The sequence below is a fragment of the Gaetbulibacter sp. PBL-D1 genome (assembly GCF_050509525.1).
Lineage (GTDB): Bacteria > Bacteroidota > Bacteroidia > Flavobacteriales > Flavobacteriaceae > Gaetbulibacter_B > Gaetbulibacter_B jejuensis.
Genome location: NZ_JBNWKB010000017.1, coordinates 20,497 through 41,159, shown reverse-complemented (window position 1 = coordinate 41,159; position 20,663 = coordinate 20,497). Strand labels below are relative to the sequence as shown.

18 protein-coding genes and 2 tRNA genes are annotated in these 20,663 nt (G+C 32.2%); 11 read left to right on the top strand and 9 right to left on the bottom strand.

Annotated elements, in window-relative coordinates; genetic code table 11:
* Positions 1–49: 49 nt before the first annotated feature.
* From ACQ0RB_RS13475 to ACQ0RB_RS13430, 10 genes are all read left to right on the top strand, one after another.
* Positions 50–2,035: a peptidylprolyl isomerase gene (locus tag ACQ0RB_RS13475; protein WP_430499077.1), complete on the top strand. Its 1,986-nt coding sequence runs from the start codon at positions 50–52 to the stop codon at positions 2,033–2,035.
* A gap of 38 nt (positions 2,036–2,073) precedes the next feature.
* Positions 2,074–2,892: a peptidyl-prolyl cis-trans isomerase gene (locus ACQ0RB_RS13470; RefSeq protein WP_430499075.1), complete on the top strand. Its 819-nt coding sequence runs from the start codon at positions 2,074–2,076 to the stop codon at positions 2,890–2,892.
* Complete coding sequence (locus ACQ0RB_RS13465; RefSeq protein WP_131509030.1) at positions 2,855–4,306, top strand: peptidylprolyl isomerase; 1,452 nt, start codon at positions 2,855–2,857, stop codon at positions 4,304–4,306. Before ACQ0RB_RS13470 ends, ACQ0RB_RS13465 begins: the two co-directional genes overlap by 38 nt.
* A 1-nt stretch (position 4,307) precedes the next feature.
* The gene (locus ACQ0RB_RS13460) at positions 4,308–5,261 is read left to right on the top strand and encodes an AAA family ATPase (protein ID WP_430499073.1); all 954 of its coding nucleotides are present in this window, start codon (positions 4,308–4,310) and stop codon (positions 5,259–5,261) included.
* A gap of 59 nt (positions 5,262–5,320) precedes the next feature.
* Entirely contained in the window at positions 5,321–6,433 is a 1,113-nt protein-coding gene (locus tag ACQ0RB_RS13455; RefSeq protein WP_430499071.1) for an acyltransferase family protein, read from the top strand.
* A 264-nt stretch (positions 6,434–6,697) separates the two neighbouring features.
* Positions 6,698–9,478: a bifunctional aconitate hydratase 2/2-methylisocitrate dehydratase gene (locus ACQ0RB_RS13450; protein WP_430499069.1), complete on the top strand. Its 2,781-nt coding sequence runs from the start codon at positions 6,698–6,700 to the stop codon at positions 9,476–9,478.
* 247 nt (positions 9,479–9,725) lie between these two features.
* Positions 9,726–11,990, top strand: coding sequence for an aconitate hydratase (locus ACQ0RB_RS13445; protein ID WP_430499067.1), 2,265 nt, complete (start codon positions 9,726–9,728; stop codon positions 11,988–11,990).
* 121 nt (positions 11,991–12,111) lie between these two features.
* Positions 12,112–12,783, top strand: a complete 672-nt coding sequence (locus ACQ0RB_RS13440; RefSeq protein WP_131509035.1) for a Crp/Fnr family transcriptional regulator — start codon at positions 12,112–12,114, stop codon at positions 12,781–12,783.
* 70 nt (positions 12,784–12,853) lie between these two features.
* Positions 12,854–13,729, top strand: coding sequence for an anti-sigma factor (locus ACQ0RB_RS13435; RefSeq protein WP_430499065.1), 876 nt, complete (start codon positions 12,854–12,856; stop codon positions 13,727–13,729).
* 117 nt (positions 13,730–13,846) lie between these two features.
* Positions 13,847–14,410 carry a TlpA family protein disulfide reductase gene (locus tag ACQ0RB_RS13430; RefSeq protein WP_430499063.1) on the top strand — a complete coding sequence of 188 codons (564 nt, stop codon included), beginning with the start codon at positions 13,847–13,849 and terminating at the stop codon, positions 14,408–14,410.
* Here the strand turns inward: ACQ0RB_RS13430 and ACQ0RB_RS13425 are convergent.
* The 7 genes from ACQ0RB_RS13425 to ACQ0RB_RS13395 form a co-directional block, all read right to left on the bottom strand.
* Positions 14,396–15,088, bottom strand: a complete 693-nt coding sequence (locus ACQ0RB_RS13425) for a lycopene cyclase domain-containing protein (protein ID WP_335976270.1) — start codon at positions 15,086–15,088, stop codon at positions 14,396–14,398. The genes ACQ0RB_RS13430 and ACQ0RB_RS13425 overlap by 15 nt on opposite strands.
* A gap of 3 nt (positions 15,089–15,091) precedes the next feature.
* Positions 15,092–15,541 carry a sterol desaturase family protein gene (locus ACQ0RB_RS13420; protein WP_131509039.1) on the bottom strand — a complete coding sequence of 150 codons (450 nt, stop codon included), beginning with the start codon at positions 15,539–15,541 and terminating at the stop codon, positions 15,092–15,094.
* A gap of 11 nt (positions 15,542–15,552) precedes the next feature.
* The gene (locus ACQ0RB_RS13415; protein ID WP_430499060.1) at positions 15,553–16,392 is read right to left on the bottom strand and encodes a phytoene/squalene synthase family protein; all 840 of its coding nucleotides are present in this window, start codon (positions 16,390–16,392) and stop codon (positions 15,553–15,555) included.
* A 2-nt stretch (positions 16,393–16,394) separates the two neighbouring features.
* On the bottom strand, positions 16,395–17,861 hold the full coding sequence (locus ACQ0RB_RS13410) for a phytoene desaturase family protein (RefSeq protein ID WP_430499058.1): 1,467 nt from the start codon (positions 17,859–17,861) through the stop codon (positions 16,395–16,397).
* 45 nt (positions 17,862–17,906) lie between these two features.
* Positions 17,907–18,800, bottom strand: a complete 894-nt coding sequence (locus ACQ0RB_RS13405) for a MerR family transcriptional regulator (RefSeq protein ID WP_430499056.1) — start codon at positions 18,798–18,800, stop codon at positions 17,907–17,909.
* A gap of 53 nt (positions 18,801–18,853) precedes the next feature.
* A tRNA-Leu gene (locus ACQ0RB_RS13400) sits at positions 18,854–18,939 on the bottom strand.
* A 57-nt stretch (positions 18,940–18,996) separates the two neighbouring features.
* Positions 18,997–19,069 (bottom strand) — tRNA-Lys (locus ACQ0RB_RS13395).
* 131 nt (positions 19,070–19,200) lie between these two features.
* On the opposite strand from ACQ0RB_RS13395, the gene ACQ0RB_RS13390 reads away from it, so the two are divergent.
* Entirely contained in the window at positions 19,201–19,722 is a 522-nt protein-coding gene (locus ACQ0RB_RS13390) for a shikimate kinase (RefSeq protein WP_430499054.1), read from the top strand.
* Here ACQ0RB_RS13390 and ACQ0RB_RS13385 read toward each other — a convergent pair.
* Together ACQ0RB_RS13385 and ACQ0RB_RS13380 are read right to left on the bottom strand one after the other, a co-directional pair.
* Positions 19,714–20,217: a phosphoribosyltransferase family protein gene (locus tag ACQ0RB_RS13385; RefSeq protein WP_129761777.1), complete on the bottom strand. Its 504-nt coding sequence runs from the start codon at positions 20,215–20,217 to the stop codon at positions 19,714–19,716. The two genes, ACQ0RB_RS13390 and ACQ0RB_RS13385, sit on opposite strands and share 9 nt — an antisense overlap.
* A gap of 42 nt (positions 20,218–20,259) precedes the next feature.
* Complete coding sequence (locus ACQ0RB_RS13380) at positions 20,260–20,631, bottom strand: RNA-binding S4 domain-containing protein (protein WP_129761778.1); 372 nt, start codon at positions 20,629–20,631, stop codon at positions 20,260–20,262.
* Positions 20,632–20,663 lie beyond the last annotated feature (32 nt).

The following is a 20,663-nucleotide window of genomic DNA, read 5'->3' as shown; positions in this document are numbered from 1 at the left end:
TTCTAATTGTTTTATTTTTGCTCAAATCACATAATAGACTACTAAATTTATGAATTTAAAGTTATTTGTACTTTCTGCTTTTTTTTGTTTCACAGCATTTAGTGTTGCCCAAACAAATAAGCAAGATGTATTGTTTACAGTTGATGGAGATCCTGTAAAAGCATCAGAGTTTATTAGAGTTTACAATAAAAATCTTGAATTGGTAAAAGACGAATCTCAAAAAGATGTAGATGAGTATTTAAAATTGTTTATCAATTATAAGCTTAAGATAAAAGAAGCAAAACGATTAGGATTAGATGAGAATGCTAATTATAAAAGAGAATTTTTAAACTATAAAAAACAACTTACCAAAAACTATTTAACCGATAATAAAGTAACTGATGCTTTGGTTAAAGAGGCTTACGATCGTTTGGCTTACGATGTAAAAGTTTCTCATATTTTATTTAGGTTTGATGCTTCAAATAATGATACTACTGCTGTTTACAACGACTTGTTAGAGCTTAGAAAACGTGCACAAAAAGAAGGTTTTGAAACAGTTTTTAATGATTTAAATACTAACTACAAGCAGCAAAACTCACGAGCGTTAAATTATAAGGGTTACGAAACTTACGCTGAGCATTTAGGCTATTTTTCGGCATTTAAAATGGTTTACGATTTTGAAAATGTAGCTTACAATACAAATGTTGGAGAAGTATCGATGCCATTTAGAAGTAGTTTTGGATATCATATTTTAAAGGTAGAAGACAAAAGACCATCAAGAGGAGAGGTTACAGTTAAGCATATAATGGTGTCAAACAAGCAAATGGATTCTACTTTAAAACCAGAAGTACGTATCAACGAACTATATAAAAAGATTGAACAAGGAGAGAGTTTTGAAATGTTGGCTAAACAATTTTCGGACGATAAAAGTTCATCAGGGAAAGGAGGATTGTTATCACCATTTAAAAGCGGTCAATTAAGCTCAACAGCTTTTGAAGATGGTGCATTTGCTCTTAAAAATGCTGGTGATATTTCTGAGCCTTTTCAATCAGAATACGGTTGGCACATAGTTAAGCTAGTGGATAAAAAACCGTTAGATGCTTTTGATGTTATGAAACCTGAATTAGAACAAAGGGTTAAGCGCGATTCTCGTTCAGCATTAATAAATACAGCATTAACCGAAAAATTGAAATCCAGTTACAAGATTACTGAAAACGAAAAAGCCTTAACTTATTTTGAAACCTTAATTGTTGATGACTTTTTCAAAGGCGCTTGGAATGTTCCTTCAGGTTTTGATGCTAAGAAAAACTTTCTAGTTATAGGAAATACTGAATTTAGCTATGGTGATTTTGCTAACCATCTTAAAAGTGTACAAAGAGGGTATTTAGGGAAAAATGTTTCACCAAAAGATGTTATTTCTAAAGAATATAACGCTTTTTTAGATGCTAACCTTATTAAATACAGAGAAGATAATCTTGAGTTTGAAGATGAAAATTTTGCATTTATTTTAAACGAATACAGAGATGGATTGTTATTGTTTGACCTTATGGAAAAACAAGTGTGGAATGCAGCAGTAAAAGATACTGTTGGGCTTGAAGCTTATTACAATAAAAATTCTTCAAACTACGTTTGGGAAAATAGAATTGATGGAGTAGTTGCAACTGCTGCAAAAAAGAAAGATGTTTCTAAAGTGATAGACCTTTTTAAAGCTGGTAAAACTGTGGATGAGATAAATACTCAACTTAATACTGATAAAGAACAAAAAGTGATTTTTACAAGAGGTATTATGGACACACAACACCAATCTTTACCAAAAGATTTTGAATACAAAGAAGGACTTTCAAAAATTTACAATTACAATGGAGCTTACCATGTTATAAAAGTAGATAAAGTGCTTCCTAAGAGTACAAAAACTTTTGAAGAGGCAAAAGGTATGGTTATAAGCGATTATCAAAACTACATTGAACAAAACTGGTTACAAAGCCTAAATGAAACTTATAAAGTAGAAGTTGATAATGCTGTTTTAGAAAAGGTAAAATCTCAAATTTTAAACTAGTTTTGATTAAACGTTTTAGCGTTATTATAATAACTTTTTTGTGTGTTTTATCCTGTGATTTTTTTAAAAAGACAGAAGATAGAACTCCTATAGCTCGTGTTAACGAAACCTATCTTTACGAAGAAGATATAAAAGATTTAGTGGCTGAGGGAACTTCGGTAGAAGATAGCACGCTATTAGTTAACAACTACATTACACGTTGGGCAACCCAATTATTGTTGGTTGAAGGTGCTGAACGTAACTTGCCTGAAAACACACAAAATAATTTCAATAAATTAGTAAGTCAATATAAAAAGGACTTGTTTACGAAAGCCTATTTAGATGCTTTAGTAAAGAAAAATATTGATACAACGGTAAGTCAGTCTGAAGCTGATACAGTGTATTCAAAAAACAAGGAAACATTTAAGCTTAACGAAGAGCTTGTAAAGTTTAGATATATCAATATTCCTCAAAATGCAATTAATCTTGACGATATAGAAAAACGTTTTAAACGATTTGATGTCAATGATAAAAGATATTTAGATTCTATTTCGGTTCAGTTTAAATCCTACTCGTTAAACGATTCTGTTTGGGTAAAAACTTCGCAAGTTATTGAGAAGGTACCAGTTTTAAATGCAGAGAATAAAAAAGAACTGTTAAAAAAATCTAATTTTTTACAACTCAAAGATTCATTACACCTATATTTGATGCAAATTAATGATGTATTACTGCAAAATGATTATGCTCCATTAGAGTATGTAAAACCTACCATTAATCAAATAATAATAAATAAAAGGAAGTTAGAGCTTATAAAGCAACTTGAAAAAGATATTACCAAAGATGCAATTAAAAACAATCAATTTGAAATTTTTAACTAATACAAAGTTTCTGTTTACAGTAACAACACTGCTTGGATTTACATTTGCCAATGCTCAAGAAATTATCGAAGAAAAAGAAGAGGTAAAGTCTGTAGATACTGTTAATACTGCTAACCAACGTAAAAAAATAGATGGTGTAGCAGCAGTAGTTGGAGACTATGTAGTATTAGACTCCGATTTAGACAAAGAAATCATTCAGTTACAACAAAGAGGAGTTTCAGCTAGCGAAATGCCTTCACGTTGTCAGTTGTTTGGTAAGCTGCTAGAAGATAAACTGTATGCACATCATGCTATACAAGATAGTATTGTGGTAAATGAGTTAGAAATCCGTTCTAACATCGACCAGCAAATGAGCTATTTAATGGAGCAAATTGGTTCAATGGAAGAGATCTTAAAATTCTATAATAAAGACTCAGAAGAAAGTCTAAGAGAAGAAATTTTTGAAATCAACAAAAACGGAAAGCTTGCAATGGAAATGCAGCGTAAAATTGTTGAGGATATTGAAGTAACTCCAGAAGAAGTACGTGAGTATTTCAACGAAATCCCTGAAGAGGAACGACCAATTTTTGGTACTGAATTAAAAGTGGCTCAAATAGTAGTGATTCCTAAAGTATCTGAAGAAGAAAAACAAAAGGTAATTGACAGGTTAAGAGAATTTAAAGCTGATGTTATCGAAAATGGAGCGAGTTTCACAACAAAAGCTGTATTTTATTCTGATGATGTTGCCTCTCGTAAAGATGGTGGAAAATACTCTTTAAATAAGAAAAGACCTCAAATGGTAAAAGAGTTTAGAGATGTTGCTTTCTCTTTACAGGAAGGTGAAATTTCTGAGCCTTTTGAAACCGATTTTGGATACCATATCATCTACCTTGAAAAAATTAGAGGTCAAATTTACGATGTAAGACACATTCTTTTACGTCCTGAAATTACGCAAGAAGCAATTCAAGAAGCTAAAGATAAAATAGAATTAATTAGACAACGTATAGTTGATGGCGAAATTACTTTTGCTGATGCAGCAAGAGAGATGAGTGATGAAAAAGAAACCAGACAAGATGGTGGACAGTTAATTAATCCAAAAACTCAAGATTTCAATTTTGAGTTAACTAAAATGGATCCTGAATTATATACTCAAATTCAAAACCTAAAAGACAACGAAATAAGTTTAGTGTATCAAGATGAAGATAGAGTAAACCGTATTAAGTTTAAAATCTTGACGGTTACTGATAGAATTGATGAGCACAAAGCCGATTTTGCTAAAGACTACTTGAAAATTAAAAGTTTAGCTGAACAAGACAAGCAATACAAAGCAATTGACAAGTGGCTAGATGAAAAAATATTGGATACTTACATAAAAGTTAATGGTGAATATAGAGATTGTGAATTTAGCAGCAATTGGTTAAAAAAAGAAGAATAATATGTCTGACGTAGCAGCTGTAGAACAGTTTGTAAAAAAATATCAAGCCCTAAAAAGTGAAATAGCCAAAGTAATTATTGGTCAAGATGAAGTAGTAAACCAAATCTTGATTTCAATATTTTCAGGAGGACACTCTTTATTGATAGGAGTTCCTGGTTTAGCTAAAACCTTAATGGTAAATACCATTGCTCAAGCTTTAGGATTAGATTTCAAACGTATACAGTTCACACCAGATTTAATGCCAAGTGATATTCTTGGAAGTGAAATTCTTGATGAAAACCGTCAGTTTAAATTCATAAAAGGACCTATTTTCGCTAACATTATTCTTGCTGATGAGATTAACCGTACACCTCCGAAAACGCAAGCTGCTTTATTAGAAGCAATGCAAGAGCGTGCAGTAACGGTTGCAGGTCATCATTACAAACTAAATTTACCATACTTTGTATTAGCAACACAAAACCCGATTGAGCAAGAAGGAACTTATCCTTTACCAGAAGCGCAATTAGACCGTTTTATGTTTGCAATTAATCTAGAATATCCATCTTTTGCTGAAGAAGTCGAAGTTGTAAAAGCCACTACAACTGATGTTGCTAAAACAGTAAATGCTTTATTTACTGCACAAGAAATTATAGATTTTCAAAATTTAATACGTCGTATTCCTGTTGCTGATAACGTGATAGAATATGCTGTTGGTATGGTTGGAAAAACGAGACCAAATGCATCTACAGCTTCTGATTTGGTTAAGGAGTTTGTGGATTGGGGAGCAGGACCAAGAGCGTCTCAAAACTTAATTCTTGCTGCAAAAACACATTCTGTAATACACGGAAAATTCTCTCCAGATATTGAAAATGTTCAAGCTGTTGCTACAGGTATTCTTAGACATAGAATTATTAAAAACTACAAAGCCGAAGCTGAAGGTGTTACCGACGAGCAAATTATAAAAAGCTTGTTCTAATTCAATTCACTTCAATTATCCAGTAAATTGCTTATTTTTAAAAAGAATAAGCGGCTTTAATGCGTTCCAAAAGAATTTATGGTTTAGATGTTATTAGGTCTATTGCTATCAGTTTGGTAGTAATATCGCATTGTACATTTTTATTTTATACAGAGACCAATAACCCAATTATACTTTTTACAAGAACTTTAGGAGCTGTAGGAGTAGATTTATTCTTTGTGCTCAGTGGTTATTTAATTGGTGGCCTGCTGCTGAAAAATATTGAGTCTGGTAAGACTTCATTTTCTGATTTAATAACCTTCTGGAAAAGACGTTGGCTTAGGACATTGCCTAATTACTTTTTGGTATTAGTGCTTAATGTCGTTTTACTACTAATTCTTGGTGATGTTTTACCTAAAACCTTATGGCTTTACATTCCGTTTTTACAAAACTTTATAAATCCACATCCTGATTTTTTTACAGAAGCTTGGAGTTTATCCATTGAAGAGTATGCTTATTTACTACTTCCTTTTTTGCTGTATTTGTCTTTTTTTATGTTTAAAAAGCAGCATAAGCAATTGTTTTTAAAGGTGACGCTCATTACGATAGTTGCGCTTTTCGCTTTCAAAATAAGTTATTATTACAATGCTAATGTTACTAGTTATAAAGATTGGAGCTCAGGGTTTAGAAAAGTAGTGTTATATAGAATGGATGCTATCTATTTTGGGTTTTTATTAGTCTATATAATGAATACTTATGCTACGTTTTTTAAACAAAACCGAAAAATTTGTATTAGTATCGCATGTACTGTTTTTGGAGGAACTCATCTCTTGATTTACCATTATAGTTTACTGCCTCAAACGCATTTAGTTTTTTATGTGTTTTTTTATTTGCCTTTAGTACTGCTGAGTTGTGCTTTGTTGTTTCCGTATTGTATTCAATTAAAAGAAAACAAGATTTTTGGCAAGATCTTTTACTTTTTAAGTACACGATCGTATGCTATTTATTTGGTGAATTATTCTTTGATTCTGCTAAGTATTCAAAGGAATTTTAAAATAGAACAATTAGCTTTTTTTGAAAAAGGTTTACTGTTGCTTTTGTTCTTGGTATTAACTTTAAGTATGTCGCAAATAATCTATGCGTTTTTTGAACGACCAATATTATTTTATAGAGATAAACATGTAGGTAATTAGGTTGTTCGACAGAAAAAACTACAATAAAGACTCATTCTAAATAAGGTGAATTGTTAAATTTTTATTCAACTAATAATTTAAAAGCTAATTTTTTACCTTAAACGTTGTTTTGTTATTGTTTCGTGGTTTATTTTCAAAGAAAATGCAATTTCGTTGCATATTTTAAAATGCATATTAAAATTCGTAATTTTGCTGTCTGTTTTAAATAAAGTAATGCTTATGTGCATTACGTTTTTTACAATAATAAAATATATATAAACATATATGCAAACATACAACGACTACCTTAAAGAAATTGAAACTCGTAAACTTCAAGGATTACATCCAAAGCCTATTGATGGCGCAGAATTATTAAGCGAAATTATAGCGCAAATAAAAGATGAAAATAACGAGCATAGAAAAGATTCTTTAAACTTTTTTATATATAACGTTTTACCAGGTACTACAAGTGCTGCACGTGTAAAAGCAGACTTTTTAAAAGAAATTATTTTAGGTGAAACTAAAGTAGAAGAAATTACTTCAGACTTTGCTTTCGAGCAATTATCTCACATGAAAGGAGGACCATCTGTAGAAGTACTTTTAGATTTAGCTTTAGGTGAAGATAAAGCAATTGCTGAAGCTGCAGCTAAAGTATTAAAAACACAAGTATTTTTATACGAAGCAGATACCGAGCGTTTAGAACAAGCAATGAAAGCTGGTAACGCAATTGCAAAAGAGATAATCGAGAGCTATGCTCAAGCTGAATTTTTCACAAAACTTCCAGAAGTTCAAGAAGAAATTCAAGTTGTAACTTATGTTGCTGGTGTTGGTGATATTTCTACCGATTTATTATCACCAGGTGCAGATGCGCACTCAAGATCAGATCGTGAGTTACATGGTCAATCTATTTTTGAGCATAACAAAGAGATGCAACAAGAAGTGTTAGCTTTAAAAGAGCAACATCCAGATAAACGTATTATGCTTATTGCAGAAAAAGGAACAATGGGTGTAGGATCTTCTCGTATGTCTGGTGTAAATAACGTGGCATTATGGACAGGTATTCCATCATCACCTTATGTACCATTTATTAATATTGCACCTGTAATCGCAGGAACAAATGGTATTGCACCAATTTTCTTAACTACAGTTGGTGTAACAGGAGGAATTGGAATTGATCTTAAAAACTGGGTAAAACAAAAAGACGAAAACGGTAATACAGTTGTAGATGCAGATGGCGAGCCAATTTTAAAAGAGGTATATTCTGTAAAAACTGGTACGGTTTTAACGATTAATACAAAAGAGAAAAAATTATATAACGGAGACCAAGAGCTTAAAGATATTTCTACAGCATTAACACCACAAAAAATGGAGTTTATCAAAGCTGGTGGATCTTACGCTGTGGTTTTTGGTAAAAAATTACAAACCTTTGCTTGTAAAGCTTTAGGTATCGAAATTCCTCAAGTGTACGCAGCTTCTAAAGAAATTACTTTAGAAAACCAAGGGTTAACAGCTGTTGAGAAAATCTTTAATAAAAATGCTGTTGGTACGACACCAGGAAAAACATTACATGCTGGATCTAACGTTCGTGTAGAAGTAAACATTGTAGGTTCTCAAGATACTACAGGTTTAATGACGTCTCAAGAATTAGAAATGATGGCAGCAACCGTAATTTCACCAATTGTAGATGCTGGTTACCAATCAGGTTGTCATACAGCTTCGGTTTGGGATGACAAATCAAAAGCTAACATTCCGCGTTTAATGAAGTTTATGAACGATTTCGGTTTAATTACTGGTCGTGATCCTAAAGGTCATTATCACGCAATGACAGACGTAATTCATAAAGTATTAAACGATATTACGGTAGACGATTGGGATATCATTATTGGTGGAGATTCACACACACGTATGTCTAAAGGTGTTGCTTTTGGTGCCGATTCTGGTACTGTAGCATTAGCTTTAGCAACTGGTGAAGCTACAATGCCAATTCCAGAGTCTGTAAAAGTTACGTTTAAAGGTAACATGAGAAGCTTCATGGATTTCCGTGATGTGGTACATGCAACGCAACAACAAATGTTAAAGCAATTTGATGGCGAAAACGTGTTCCAAGGTCGTGTTATCGAAGTACACATTGGTACATTAACATCAGATCAAGCCTTTACATTTACAGATTGGACTGCAGAGATGAAAGCTAAAGCGTCTATCTGTATTTCGGAAGAAGAAACCTTAATCGAATCTTTAGAAATTGCTAGAGATCGTATCCAAATCATGATTAAAAAAGGTATGGATAACGAAAAGCAAATGTTACAAGGGTTAGTAGATAAAGCAAACAGCAGAATAGAAGAGCTTAAATCAGGTTCTAAACCAGCATTAAAGCCAGATGCAGATGCTAAATATTATGCAGAAGTGGTTATCGATTTAGATGAAATCGCAGAACCAATGATTGCAGATCCAGATGTAAACAACGAAGATCCTTCAAGACGTTATACTCACGATACAATACGTCCATTATCTTACTATGGAGGAACTAAAAAAGTAGATTTAGGTTTCGTTGGATCATGTATGGTACATAAAGGTGATATGAAAATTTTAGCGCAAATGCTAAAAAATATCGAAGCTCAACACGGTAAAGTAGAATTTAAAGCGCCATTAGTTGTAGCGCCACCAACATACAATATTGTTGATGAATTGAAAGCTGAAGGTGATTGGGAAGTATTACAAAAGTACTCAGGATTCGAGTTTAACGACGACGCACCAAAAGCAGCTGCACGTACTAAATACGAAAACATGTTGTATTTAGAGCGACCTGGTTGTAACCTTTGTATGGGTAATCAAGAAAAAGCTGAACCTGGAGATACAGTAATGGCTACATCTACACGTTTATTCCAAGGTCGTGTTGTAAAAGATGCCGATGGTAAAAAAGGTGAGTCATTATTATCATCAACACCAGTTGTAGTATTATCAACTATTCTTGGTCGTACGCCAACTATGGAAGAATACGAAGCTGCAGTAGATGGAATTGTGTTAACTAAATTTAAACCATCTCAAAAACAATTAGTAATGGCGTAATAGTCATAACAACTTATATTCAAAAGCCCGAATTTAAAAATTCGGGCTTTTTTATTAACCTTTTTTTATGATAGTTTGAGTTGAATTTTATTAAATTATCGCTACTACGTTATGGTTGCAGTATTATGCTTTAAAGGCAATGTAACTTATAACAAATCTAAATTAAAGTGATATCTTACTTAAATAAAAAGACGTGTCACTTTTTTTTAATAATTTTAATACGTAAACACTATAAAAGAAGATTTATATGGCATTTGATATTGACATGATTAAAAAGGTTTATACTAACATGGCCGAACGTGTAGATAAAGCACGTGAAGTTGTAGGTAAACCATTAACACTATCTGAAAAGATTTTATATTCTCACCTTTGGGATGGTAGTCCAGAAAAAGCATTTGTAAGAGGTAAAGATTATGTAGATTTTGCTCCAGACCGTATTGCTTGTCAAGATGCAACAGCGCAAATGGCTTTGTTACAGTTTATGCAAGCTGGTAAAGACAAGGTTGCTGTACCTACAACTGTACATTGCGATCACTTAATTCAAGCAAAGCAAGGAGCGGCTGCCGATTTAAAACGAGCAAATGAAACGAGTAGTGAAGTATTTGATTTTTTAGCCTCTGTATCAAACAAATATGGAATTGGCTTTTGGAAACCTGGAGCTGGAATTATCCATCAAGTAGTTTTAGAAAATTATGCGTTTCCTGGAGGAATGATGATTGGTACTGATTCGCATACTGTAAATGCAGGAGGATTAGGTATGGTTGCTATTGGAGTTGGAGGTGCTGATGCTGTAGATGTAATGGCAGGTATGGCTTGGGAATTGAAATTTCCAAAGTTAATTGGTGTTAAATTAACAGGTAAATTATCTGGATGGACAGCACCAAAAGATGTGATTTTAAAAGTAGCTGAAATACTTACTGTAAAAGGTGGTACTGGAGCTATTGTAGAATATTTTGGTCCTGGTGCGACTTCTATGTCTTGTACAGGAAAAGGTACTATCTGTAATATGGGAGCTGAAATAGGTGCAACAACCTCTACGTTTGGTTATGATGAGTCTATGGAGCGTTACTTGCGTGCTACTGATAGAGAAGATGTAGCTGACGAAGCTAATAAAGTAAAAGCACATTTAACAGCAGATCCTGAAGTGTATGCTAATCCTGAGCAATATTTCGATCAAGTTATTGAAATTAATTTATCAGAGTTGTTACCACACTTAAATGGGCCTTTTACTCCAGATTTAGCTACAGAAGTAGGAACAATGACTGAAAAAGCTAAGGCAAACGATTGGCCTATGAAGGTAGAGTGGGGATTGATTGGTTCTTGTACTAACTCGTCTTATGAAGATTTATCAAGAGCATCCTCTATTGCGCAACAAGCTTTAGATAAAAAATTAAAAACAAAAGCTGAATTTGGGATTAACCCAGGTTCTGAGCAAGTACGATATACAACTGAGCGCGATGGTATCTTAGAGATTTTTGAAAAACTAGATGCTACTATTTTTACTAACGCATGTGGACCATGTATTGGTCAGTGGGCTCGTTATGAAGACCCTAAGAATGCGCCTAAAAACAGTATTGTGCATTCGTTTAACCGTAATTTTGCTAAGCGTGCTGATGGTAACCCAAATACACATGCATTTGTAGCATCGCCTGAAATGACTGCTGCTATTGCTATTGCAGGACGTTTAGATTTTAATCCATTGACTGATAAATTAATCAATGAAGATGGGGAAGAAGTGATGTTAGATGAACCAACAGGATGGGAATTACCACCTAAAGGTTTTGAGGTAAAAGAAAATGGATACGTAGAGCCATTAGCAGACGGAAGTGGAGTAGAGGTAATTGTATCTCCAACTTCTGAACGTTTAGAACTTTTAACGCCATTTAAGCCAATTGGAGATGAAATTAAAGGTGCAAAGTTATTAATCAAAGCACATGGAAAATGTACAACAGATCATATTTCTATGGCTGGACCTTGGTTGCGTTTTCGTGGACACCTAGATAATATCTCTAACAACTGTTTAATTGGTGCTGTAAATGCATTCAATATGAAAACAAACTTGGTTAAAAGTCAAATTACTGGAGATTATGCTGGTGTTCCTGATACACAACGTGAATATAAAGCTAAAGGCATTAAAACGATTGTAGTTGGAGATCATAACTATGGAGAAGGTTCTTCTCGTGAGCATGCTGCAATGGAACCAAGACATCTTGGTGTTGCTGCCGTAATTGTGAAATCTTTTGCGCGTATTCATGAAACCAACTTGAAAAAGCAAGGTATGTTAGGATTAACTTTTGCGAATGAAGCTGATTACGATTTAATTCAGGAAGATGATACGTTTAACTTCTTAGATTTAAACGAGTTTGCTCCTGACAAGCAATTAACTATTGAAGTTGTTCATGCAGATGGTAATAAAGACACTATAAAAGTGAATCACACCTATAACGAGGCACAAATTGCATGGTATAAAGCTGGTTCTGCATTAAACCTAATTGCTGCAGAAAATGCATAAACATTAACGAAATGAATACTAAAACTCCTGAAGGTTCTTCAGGAGTTTTTTTTGTTTTGTATGTAAGGATAAAGCAAGTGCTTTCGACTGAATTTGATAACTAACACAATTCAAGTATATTATGAAATCAGTTTGGTTTTTCGAGGATGTTAACTTGTTTAAAATACTGTGTCCTCATAAGTTTAAAGCATATAGAAAATCTCACGAGTTTACTTCTTATAAAAAGCAAGATTATATCTATTTTGAAGCTGATAATTCTAACAAGGTATTTCTTATAGAAAAAGGTAAAGTAAAGATTGGTTATTACAGCGAATCAGGAGACGAAGTAGTAAAAGCTATTTTAACTAAAGGAGAACTCTTTGGAGAAAAAGCCATTTTGGGAGAACGTATGCGAGATGAATTTGCTCAGTCCATAGACAATGAAACGTCTATCTGTCCAATAGGTGTCGATACGATGCATACTTTAATGCGCGATAATGAAACCTTTAGTTTTAGAGTGTATAAACTTATTGGGTTTAGATTTAAGAAACTAGAAAGACGTTTGCAGTTGTTATTATTTAAAGACTCAAAAACTAGACTTATGGAGTTTTTAGAGGAATTGTGTGATGAGTATGGTTATGACTGTAAAGACACAGGAAATAGAGTGATAAAACATCCATATACCCAAAAAGATATGGCGTCACTTATAGGAACTTCTAGACCAACACTAAATGTGCTTTTAAACGAATTGAAAGAAGAACATTTAATTGATTTCAATAGAAAAGAGATAAGATTATTGAAAAAAATTGCCTAATGTTAGCTAGCTAACATTTTATAATTTGTAGCTCTTTTAATTTTGGCATATAACCTTAAAAATTTATGCAATGATTAAAAGAATGTTTTTAGCAGTAGTACTGCTTTCAGTGTTAGTGGTGTCGTGTAGTGATGATGACGATAATACTACAAATCCAAATTCAGATTTAACGTTAAACTTTAACGGATTAGAAGCTTTAGGTGACGATTATGTTTATGAAGGCTGGATTATTGTTGATGGTCAACCAGTATCAACAGGAACTTTTTCTAGTGTTACTTTTCCACAAACCTTTTCAGTTAACACAATGCAATTAAATGAAGCAACGATGTTTGTGTTGTCTATTGAACCAGCTGTTGATCCTGATCCTGCTCCAGCTGCAACAAAAATTTTAGCTGGTGCTTTTACTGGAGATTTGGCAATGGTGGATAGCAATAGTATAGTTGGTGACTTTAGCGCAGCTTCTGGTACTTATATTTTAGCAACACCAACAGATATGGATGATACTAATGAAGCTAGTGGTGTTTGGTTTTTAGATAATTCAAGTGGAAGTCCTATGACAGGTTTAAACTTACCAACATTACAAGATGGTTGGAAATATGAAGGTTGGGCAGTAATAGATGGAACTCCTGTAAGTACAGGTACTTTTACATCGGTTGATGATTTTGATGATAACGCAACAACATCACCTTTTAAAGGAGATTCAGGAGATGGACCAAGTTACCCAGGAGAAGATTATTTACAAAATGCACCTGCAGGATTAACTTTTCCAACAGATTTAAGAGGAACAACAGTAGTTGTTTCGGTTGAACCTTTTCCAGACAATAGCCCAATGCCATTTACGCTAAAGCCATTAGCTCACATGGTTCCAAATGATGCTATGACACATACAGTAATTAATTTAGGAGATGGACCTGTTGCTAGTTTATCAGGTTCTGTTACAAGATAATTTATAGTTTAGAGTTTAATTAATTTATAGATTTGAAGCATGGTTTCAATTATGAGGCTATGCTTTTCTTGTGTTTGGATATTCTATTTTACCTTTGAAAAAAATATACAATAGCAAATGACATTTAGAAAACTTAAAATAAGCAATATTGTTTTTTTAGTAATAATAGTTTTAATGCTTATTCCTCAAACAAGGCAACCTATTCAAGTAGCAATTCAGTCTGTGATTTCAAAGTTTAGTCCTTCGGTTATTGATAAAGAAGACCGAAAAAAAATAAAGTATTCTAGTTGGAACTTAAGAGATTTAAATGGCAACGAGTTTAATTTTAGGGACGCTAAAGGTAAAGTGGTGTTTATAAATCTTTGGGCAACTTGGTGTCCTCCTTGTATTGCAGAATTTCAGTCTATTCAAGATCTGTATAATGATTATAACGAAAACGTTGTGTTTTTATTAGTTTCAGATGAATCTCCTGAAGTCCTTAATGCGTTCTTAGATAAAAAAGGGTATAATATTCAAATTTTTAATCCTTTGACAAAGTATCCTGAAGATCTTAGTTCAAGAAGTATTCCTAGAACATTTATTATAGATAGAGAAGGATATCTTGTGGTTGATAAAAATGGAGCTGCTAATTGGAACAGTGATAAGGTTCGTGAACAGTTAGACGAATTACTTATTAAGTAATTTTGACTGGAAAAACTCAGTTAACACTAAGTTGGTTAAAATTAAGGTAAAAGCATAAATACTGTCTTCAATTGGTATTGTAAAAAGTCTTATGCCTAAATTTTCAGCATCATTATACCAAACCACTTCGTTTTCAATACAACTTCCTGTTAAAATTCCATTCACAATAAAAAAAGGAATAAGCATCACTATAAAGGTTAAATAGTAAGTTCTAAGTAATTGTAAGTTATACTTGATAACTAACAAAAGAAGTATAACAGCATAACTAAAATTAATAAGAGTGTACCATTTGCTGTAAAAGAATATGCTCAAAAATAAAAAGAGTATAATTAAACAGTAACTAAGTTTTTTAGTAAAACCTTCAGATAGTTTTTTGTGTGGAAAGTAATATAAAAGTGAATGGTGAGTAAACACACATGCATACGGAATACAAATAAAAAACAGCCATTCTTCAATAGGCAAACCAAGAAATTTTTGTCCTAAAAAATAGGTGTCGTTAAAACCCCAAAAGCCATTTTGTGTAAATAATACATCCCAAGGAATGTAAAACAGCATAGTTATAGCTATTGAAATAGCTAATGATTTCCAGTATTTGTAAAACTTTAATTTAGGGTGAAAACTAAATAAAAAAGGAACAGATAACGAACCAATATTAAGAAGTAGGTATAAGTAGTTCATAAATTACTTTTTGAAATACTTAAAAGGAACAAACAGCATTCCAAAGCATTCTCCATCACTTTTTCCTAAGTGTTTATGATGCATTTTATGTGCACGACGAATACCTCTAGCGTACCAATTGTTAGCATTTCTAAAGAGCTTAAATCGTTGATGAATAAAAATATCGTGAACAATAAAATAGGTAGCTCCATAAGCAAAAATACCTAACCCAATAGGTAAGCAAAACCAAACGTTTTCATAGCTCCATAAATAAAAGCAAACAATGCTTACAGCTGCATAAAACAAAAAGAAAGCATCATTACGTTCAAACCAACTGTCATGATCTTTTCTGTGATGATCTTTGTGCAAATGCCATAAAAACCCATGCATAATGTATTTATGAGTAAACCAAGCCATAAATTCCATAAAGCAAAATGTGCCTAAGAAAACTAATATCCAGTAAAGTGTTTGCATCGTTTTTAAAGTTACAATAAATTCAATTGATATTTAACATAACTCCTAGTTAAGAGTTCAATTTTTTTAGAATTTGAAACCCTAATACGTGTAGACTTTATTTTAAGCGCAGGCGTTTTCTTGAGCTTTTTTAATAATTGGCTGTAATATCTATAAGCCATGAATACACCAAATTTAGCCTCAATTGGTAACTGTTTTATACCTTCCAAGCCTTTGCTAAAATCTTCTTCAATATCATTAATTATATCTTGTTTTGATTGCTCGTCAAGTTTAGATAAATCAGCATCAGGAAAATAACTTCTGTTTAAATCTTCAAAATCGGCCTTTAAGTCTCTTAAGAAATTTACTTTTTGAAAAGCAGAACCCAAACTCATAGCACTATCTTTAAGTTTTTGGTATTTCTCTTCATCACCTTTAACAAATACCTTTAAGCACATTAACCCAACAACATCAGCAGAACCATAGATGTATTCTTTAAACTCGTCTTGTGTTAAATAATCTGTTTTGTGTAAATCCATTTTCATGCTTTTCATAAAAGCAGTGACAAGAGCTTTATCGATATTGTATTTATGATACGTTTCTTGAAACGCATTTAAAATAGGGTTCAAGCTAATTTTATTGTGTATTGCTAGTTCTAGGTCTTTTTCAAACCAATGAAACAAAAACTCTTTATTGTAGTCGTGAAAAGAATCAACAATCTCATCAGCAAACCTTACAAAACCATAAATGTTGTAAATGTCTTGACGAATGGATTTAGCAAGCATTTTTGTTGCTAATGAAAAAGAAGTGCTGTACGTTTTAGTGGTGATTTTACTGCACTCATGAGAAACAGTGTCAAATAGAGCTTTCATAATTAAAGAGAATGATGTTTGTTTATTAGTTCTGCAGCCAATTTCCCAGATATTAATGATGGTGGAACACCAGGTCCAGGAACGGTAAGTTGTCCAGTAAAATAAAGGTTGTTAACCTTTTTACTTTTTAATTTAGGTCGTAAAAATGCAGTTTGTAATAGCGTATTGGCCATTCCATAGGCATTTCCTTTATAGGAGTTATATTCTGATATAAAATCGTTTACACAAAACGATTCTTTAAAAAGAATATCTTCTTTAACCGATTGAGATGTTAATGCTTCAAATCGATTGATAATTTTTTCAAAATAACTGTTTCGTAGCGCTTCAGTATCTTTAAGTCCTGGAGCTAAAGGAATTAAAAAAATTCCAGCTTCTTTATTGCTAGGAGCAGTAGAATTATCTGTTATTGAAGGAAAGCTCGCATAGAATAAAGGTTTTTCAGGCCATTTTTGATTATCGTAAATAGCTTCGGCATGAGTGTCAAAGTCTACATCAAAAAATAAAGTATGATGATTTACATTTTTTAGTTTTTTATTAAACCCAACATAAAATAGGAGTGAAGAAGGAGCAAAAGTCTTTTTGGTCCAATATGCTTCGCTATATTGCCTGTAGGGTTCTTCTAGTAAAGTTTCGGTATGATGATAATCTGCTCCACTTAATACAATGTCACAATTAATTATTTCACTGTTTTTACTGATAATGGTATTGGCTTTTCCATTATCTACGAAAATTTTTTTGATTGGGTTTTCAGTTTCAATAGTAACACCAAGTTCTTTTGCTAGCTTTTCAAGTGCTAAGATTACTTGGTACATACCTCCTTTTGGATGAAAGGTGCCCAATCCAAAATCGGCATAATTCATAAAACTATAAAACGAAGGTGTGTCGCTTGGTTTAGCGCCTAAAAATAAAACAGGAAACTCTAGAATTTGTACTAAGCGTTTATTGTTAAATGCTTTTCTAACATCTTTTTTAATAGTACCAAAAAACTGATTTAATTTTTTAGCTGTTTGTAAATTCACAAGCTCTAGAGGAGAAACTCCAGGGTTATATACCAAATCCTTGATGGCAATATTGTAGTTGTCTTCGGCTTGTTGAATGAACTTTTTAAGTTTTTTAGAGCTTCCTGGTTCTTCTTTTTCAAATGCAATACAGATTTTATCTAAAGTATCTTCAATGGTGATAAAATCATTTTTCCCAAAATAAACACTATATGCAGGATTGAGCTTTTCTAATTGATAATAGTCTTTAGGATGCTTATTAAAATCGCTAAAAAAGCGTTCAAACACATCTGGCATCCAATACCATGTTGGACCAATATCAAATGTAAAACCATCTTTTACATATTGTCTAGCTCGACCACCTATGGTCTTATTTTTTTCGTAAATGGTTACGTCATAACCATACTTGGCTAAGTAACATGACGCAGCCAAAGACGAAAACCCAGAACCTATAATTGCAACTTTTTTCATAAATGTTTAACAAATATAAAAAAAGATTAAACAAAATAAAAATATTTATATCGAGTCTACTAAATTTTTAATGGAAGTGTAGCGTTTAATCTTTTTATTAATTGATGATTCGTCTATTTCTAAAGCTAATCTTCCTAAGATATGTAATTTGTTTTCTTTTTTTAATAATGTATCGTAAAAAGAACTGAGATAGTTGTCAATATTATCTGTATCAGGTTTTATTGTAAAATAGCTTATAAAGTCTACATGATCATAATGAGTAAGTAAATCTTCAAGACTTTTGCTTGGTACGCTTGCACCTAAATAGATAGTTTGATAACCTAATTTTGTAAGTTCAAAATTTACAAACTGTAAACCAAGTTCATGGATTTCATTCTCAGGAAGAAATAAAGCATAAACTCTGTCATGTTTTTTTATTTCAGCAGTTTGAAATTGCTCAGTATTAACTAATATTTTCTGCTTTATCAGTTCAGAAATAAAATGTTCTTGGGCTGGAGTTATTGTATTGGTTTGCCATAGAAAACCAATTTCTTCTAATAAAGGAATAAATACTTCATAGAAAATTTCTGAAAACGTTTTTTCTTCCTCTAAATTCTTAAATGTATTAATGAAAAGAGCTTTGTCAAAGTTTAGTGCAGCTATCTTAAAAGTATTTAAAAGATGGTTTTCATTAGAAGAGATTGCAAGTTCCTTTGCTTTTTCAATAATTTCTTCAGGAGTTAGTTTTGCAATTTTTGAAATCTTTAAACCATTATTGTAAAGAGCAGTAATGTTTAAAAGCTTTTGTAGGCTTTCAATACTGTAAGTTCTAATATTAGTTTCAGTACGGTTGGGAGCTAATAGGTTGTAGCGTTTTTCCCAAATACGTATTGTGTGTGCCTTGATACCCGAAAGGTGTTCAAGGTCTTTGATACTGAATTCGTTCTTAATGTTGTTCATCTTTTACTTAAAAAAACTAAACAAAATTAATAAAAAAGAAGTAATTTAAAAAGTGCGCACGAGAAGACTCGAACTTCCACGACCAAAAACGGTCATTAGGCCCTCAACCTAACGCGTCTACCAATTCCGCCACGTGCGCAAAAAATGAAGTGTTCAAAAATAAAAAAAGTTAAGCGAAATGCTTAACTTTTTTTAGTGACTTGGCTGGGGCTCGAACCCAGGACCCTCTCCTTAAAAGGGAGATGCTCTACCAACTGAGCTACCAAGTCTGCCGTGTTTCTCTTAACGAGGGTGCAAATATAAAACGATTAATTTATTTTCCAAACCCTTTTTTAGATAAATTTTCGTTTTTTTGCATTTCATAATCTTATGGATTTAATAATCAATTTATAACGTAAAAATGAATTTTTTTTTAATTGGATATATGGGCTCTGGAAAGTCTACTGTTGGAAGCAAACTTGCACAAGTTTTGGACTATAATTTTATAGATTTTGATGATTATATTCAATCCAAGGAAAAAAAGACTATTTCTGAAATTTTTCAATCTAAAGGAGAAATTTATTTTAGAAAAATTGAAAACATATATTTAAAGGAGTTAATTGAAGACACAGCCAATACTATTATTTCTCTAGGAGGAGGAACTCCGTGTTATGGAAATAACATGGAACTTATAAAAGCTTCTAAACACTCAAAGAGTATTTATTTAAAGGCGTCTATACCTGTTTTAACTGAGCGATTGTTTAATGAAAAGGGAAAACGACCTTTAATTGCTCATATTGATTCAAAAGAAGAGATGGTAGAGTTTATAGGTAAGCATTTATTTGAGCGAACTAATTATTACAATCAATCTGACGCTACAATCCTTACTGACAATAAATCAATAGAAGAAATAACTGAAAAAATTATACTAGAGCTATTTTAAATACGCTTCAAAGTTTTTTCCATCAAGTACAACTTCAACATGCTCTTTTAGAGAAGTAGATAAAGAAATACCTTTAAAATCAGCTTTTACAGGAAACTTCTTATGGTTTCGGTTAACAAGAACAGCAGTTTTAAACTGCTTTAATGGCACGTTTAAAAAATGTTTAACACCATAAATAAGTGTGCTTCCTGAGTTTAAAACATCATCAATAAGAATGATAGATTTATTGGTGTATTCCTCTTCTGAAAGAGATGTTTTTATTTCTGATAACGGATTTTTTTTATCGACAACAACTTTACATAAAGTAGATTTTATATCAGAAATTTTATCAAGATTCGTCTTGAGTTTTTTTGCTAATAAATAGCCATTAGTATCAATACCAGCCAAAATAATTTCAGATTCATTTACATTGCTTTCGTAAATTTGATAAGCAATACGTCTTATTTTATGTAAAATTTCTTGATGTGTTAGTATTGTATTTTTAGTGGCTGTCATTTGTAATAGTGTTTTTTCAAAGATAAAGGAGAATTTTCAATACTATTCATTTTCGTCATAAAAATCATCAATATCGCGTCTATCTTTTTTAGTAGGTCTTCCTGTACCTTTTTTACGGTAATAATCCTTAGAATATTTAAGTAGTTCTTGAGCTTCAAAGGCTTCTTTAGGAGTTGTATCAGTTCTATAAATATCAACTAACTTAGCTCCAACTCTGTTAGGAGGTATATCGTTAACTGTTAACTGATAGTTGATTTGATTTTTTCGCAATTCAATTTTATCACCTATATAAACTTCTCTACTGGGTTTTACTACTTGATCATTTACTTTAATATGACCTTTTTTACATGCTTGTGTTGCAATGCTTCGGGTTTTGTAATATCTAACACTCCACAAGAATTTGTCTATCCGCATATTAAAAATATAAAAACTACGTTAATGTTGTT

Excerpts from the sequence above, each read along its gene's own strand:
- ACQ0RB_RS13475 (WP_430499077.1), top strand. The coding sequence starts at position 50 with ATGAATTTAAAGTTATTTGTACTTTCTGCTTTTTTTTGTTTCACAGCA.
- ACQ0RB_RS13465 (WP_131509030.1), top strand. The coding sequence starts at position 2,855 with ATGCAATTAAAAACAATCAATTTGAAATTTTTAACTAATACAAAGTTT.
- ACQ0RB_RS13460 (WP_430499073.1), top strand. The coding sequence starts at position 4,308 with ATGTCTGACGTAGCAGCTGTAGAACAGTTTGTAAAAAAATATCAAGCC.
- ACQ0RB_RS13455 (WP_430499071.1), top strand. The coding sequence starts at position 5,321 with ATGCGTTCCAAAAGAATTTATGGTTTAGATGTTATTAGGTCTATTGCT.
- ACQ0RB_RS13450 (WP_430499069.1), top strand. The coding sequence starts at position 6,698 with ATGCAAACATACAACGACTACCTTAAAGAAATTGAAACTCGTAAACTT.
- ACQ0RB_RS13445 (WP_430499067.1), top strand. The coding sequence starts at position 9,726 with ATGGCATTTGATATTGACATGATTAAAAAGGTTTATACTAACATGGCC.
- ACQ0RB_RS13440 (WP_131509035.1), top strand. The coding sequence starts at position 12,112 with ATGAAATCAGTTTGGTTTTTCGAGGATGTTAACTTGTTTAAAATACTG.
- ACQ0RB_RS13435 (WP_430499065.1), top strand. The coding sequence starts at position 12,854 with ATGATTAAAAGAATGTTTTTAGCAGTAGTACTGCTTTCAGTGTTAGTG.
- ACQ0RB_RS13430 (WP_430499063.1), top strand. The coding sequence starts at position 13,847 with ATGACATTTAGAAAACTTAAAATAAGCAATATTGTTTTTTTAGTAATA.
- ACQ0RB_RS13425 (WP_335976270.1), bottom strand. The coding sequence starts at position 15,088 with ATGAACTACTTATACCTACTTCTTAATATTGGTTCGTTATCTGTTCCT.
- ACQ0RB_RS13420 (WP_131509039.1), bottom strand. The coding sequence starts at position 15,541 with ATGCAAACACTTTACTGGATATTAGTTTTCTTAGGCACATTTTGCTTT.
- ACQ0RB_RS13415 (WP_430499060.1), bottom strand. The coding sequence starts at position 16,392 with ATGAAAGCTCTATTTGACACTGTTTCTCATGAGTGCAGTAAAATCACC.
- ACQ0RB_RS13410 (WP_430499058.1), bottom strand. The coding sequence starts at position 17,861 with ATGAAAAAAGTTGCAATTATAGGTTCTGGGTTTTCGTCTTTGGCTGCG.
- ACQ0RB_RS13405 (WP_430499056.1), bottom strand. The coding sequence starts at position 18,800 with ATGAACAACATTAAGAACGAATTCAGTATCAAAGACCTTGAACACCTT.
- ACQ0RB_RS13390 (WP_430499054.1), top strand. The coding sequence starts at position 19,201 with ATGAATTTTTTTTTAATTGGATATATGGGCTCTGGAAAGTCTACTGTT.
- ACQ0RB_RS13385 (WP_129761777.1), bottom strand. The coding sequence starts at position 20,217 with ATGACAGCCACTAAAAATACAATACTAACACATCAAGAAATTTTACAT.
- ACQ0RB_RS13380 (WP_129761778.1), bottom strand. The coding sequence starts at position 20,631 with ATGCGGATAGACAAATTCTTGTGGAGTGTTAGATATTACAAAACCCGA.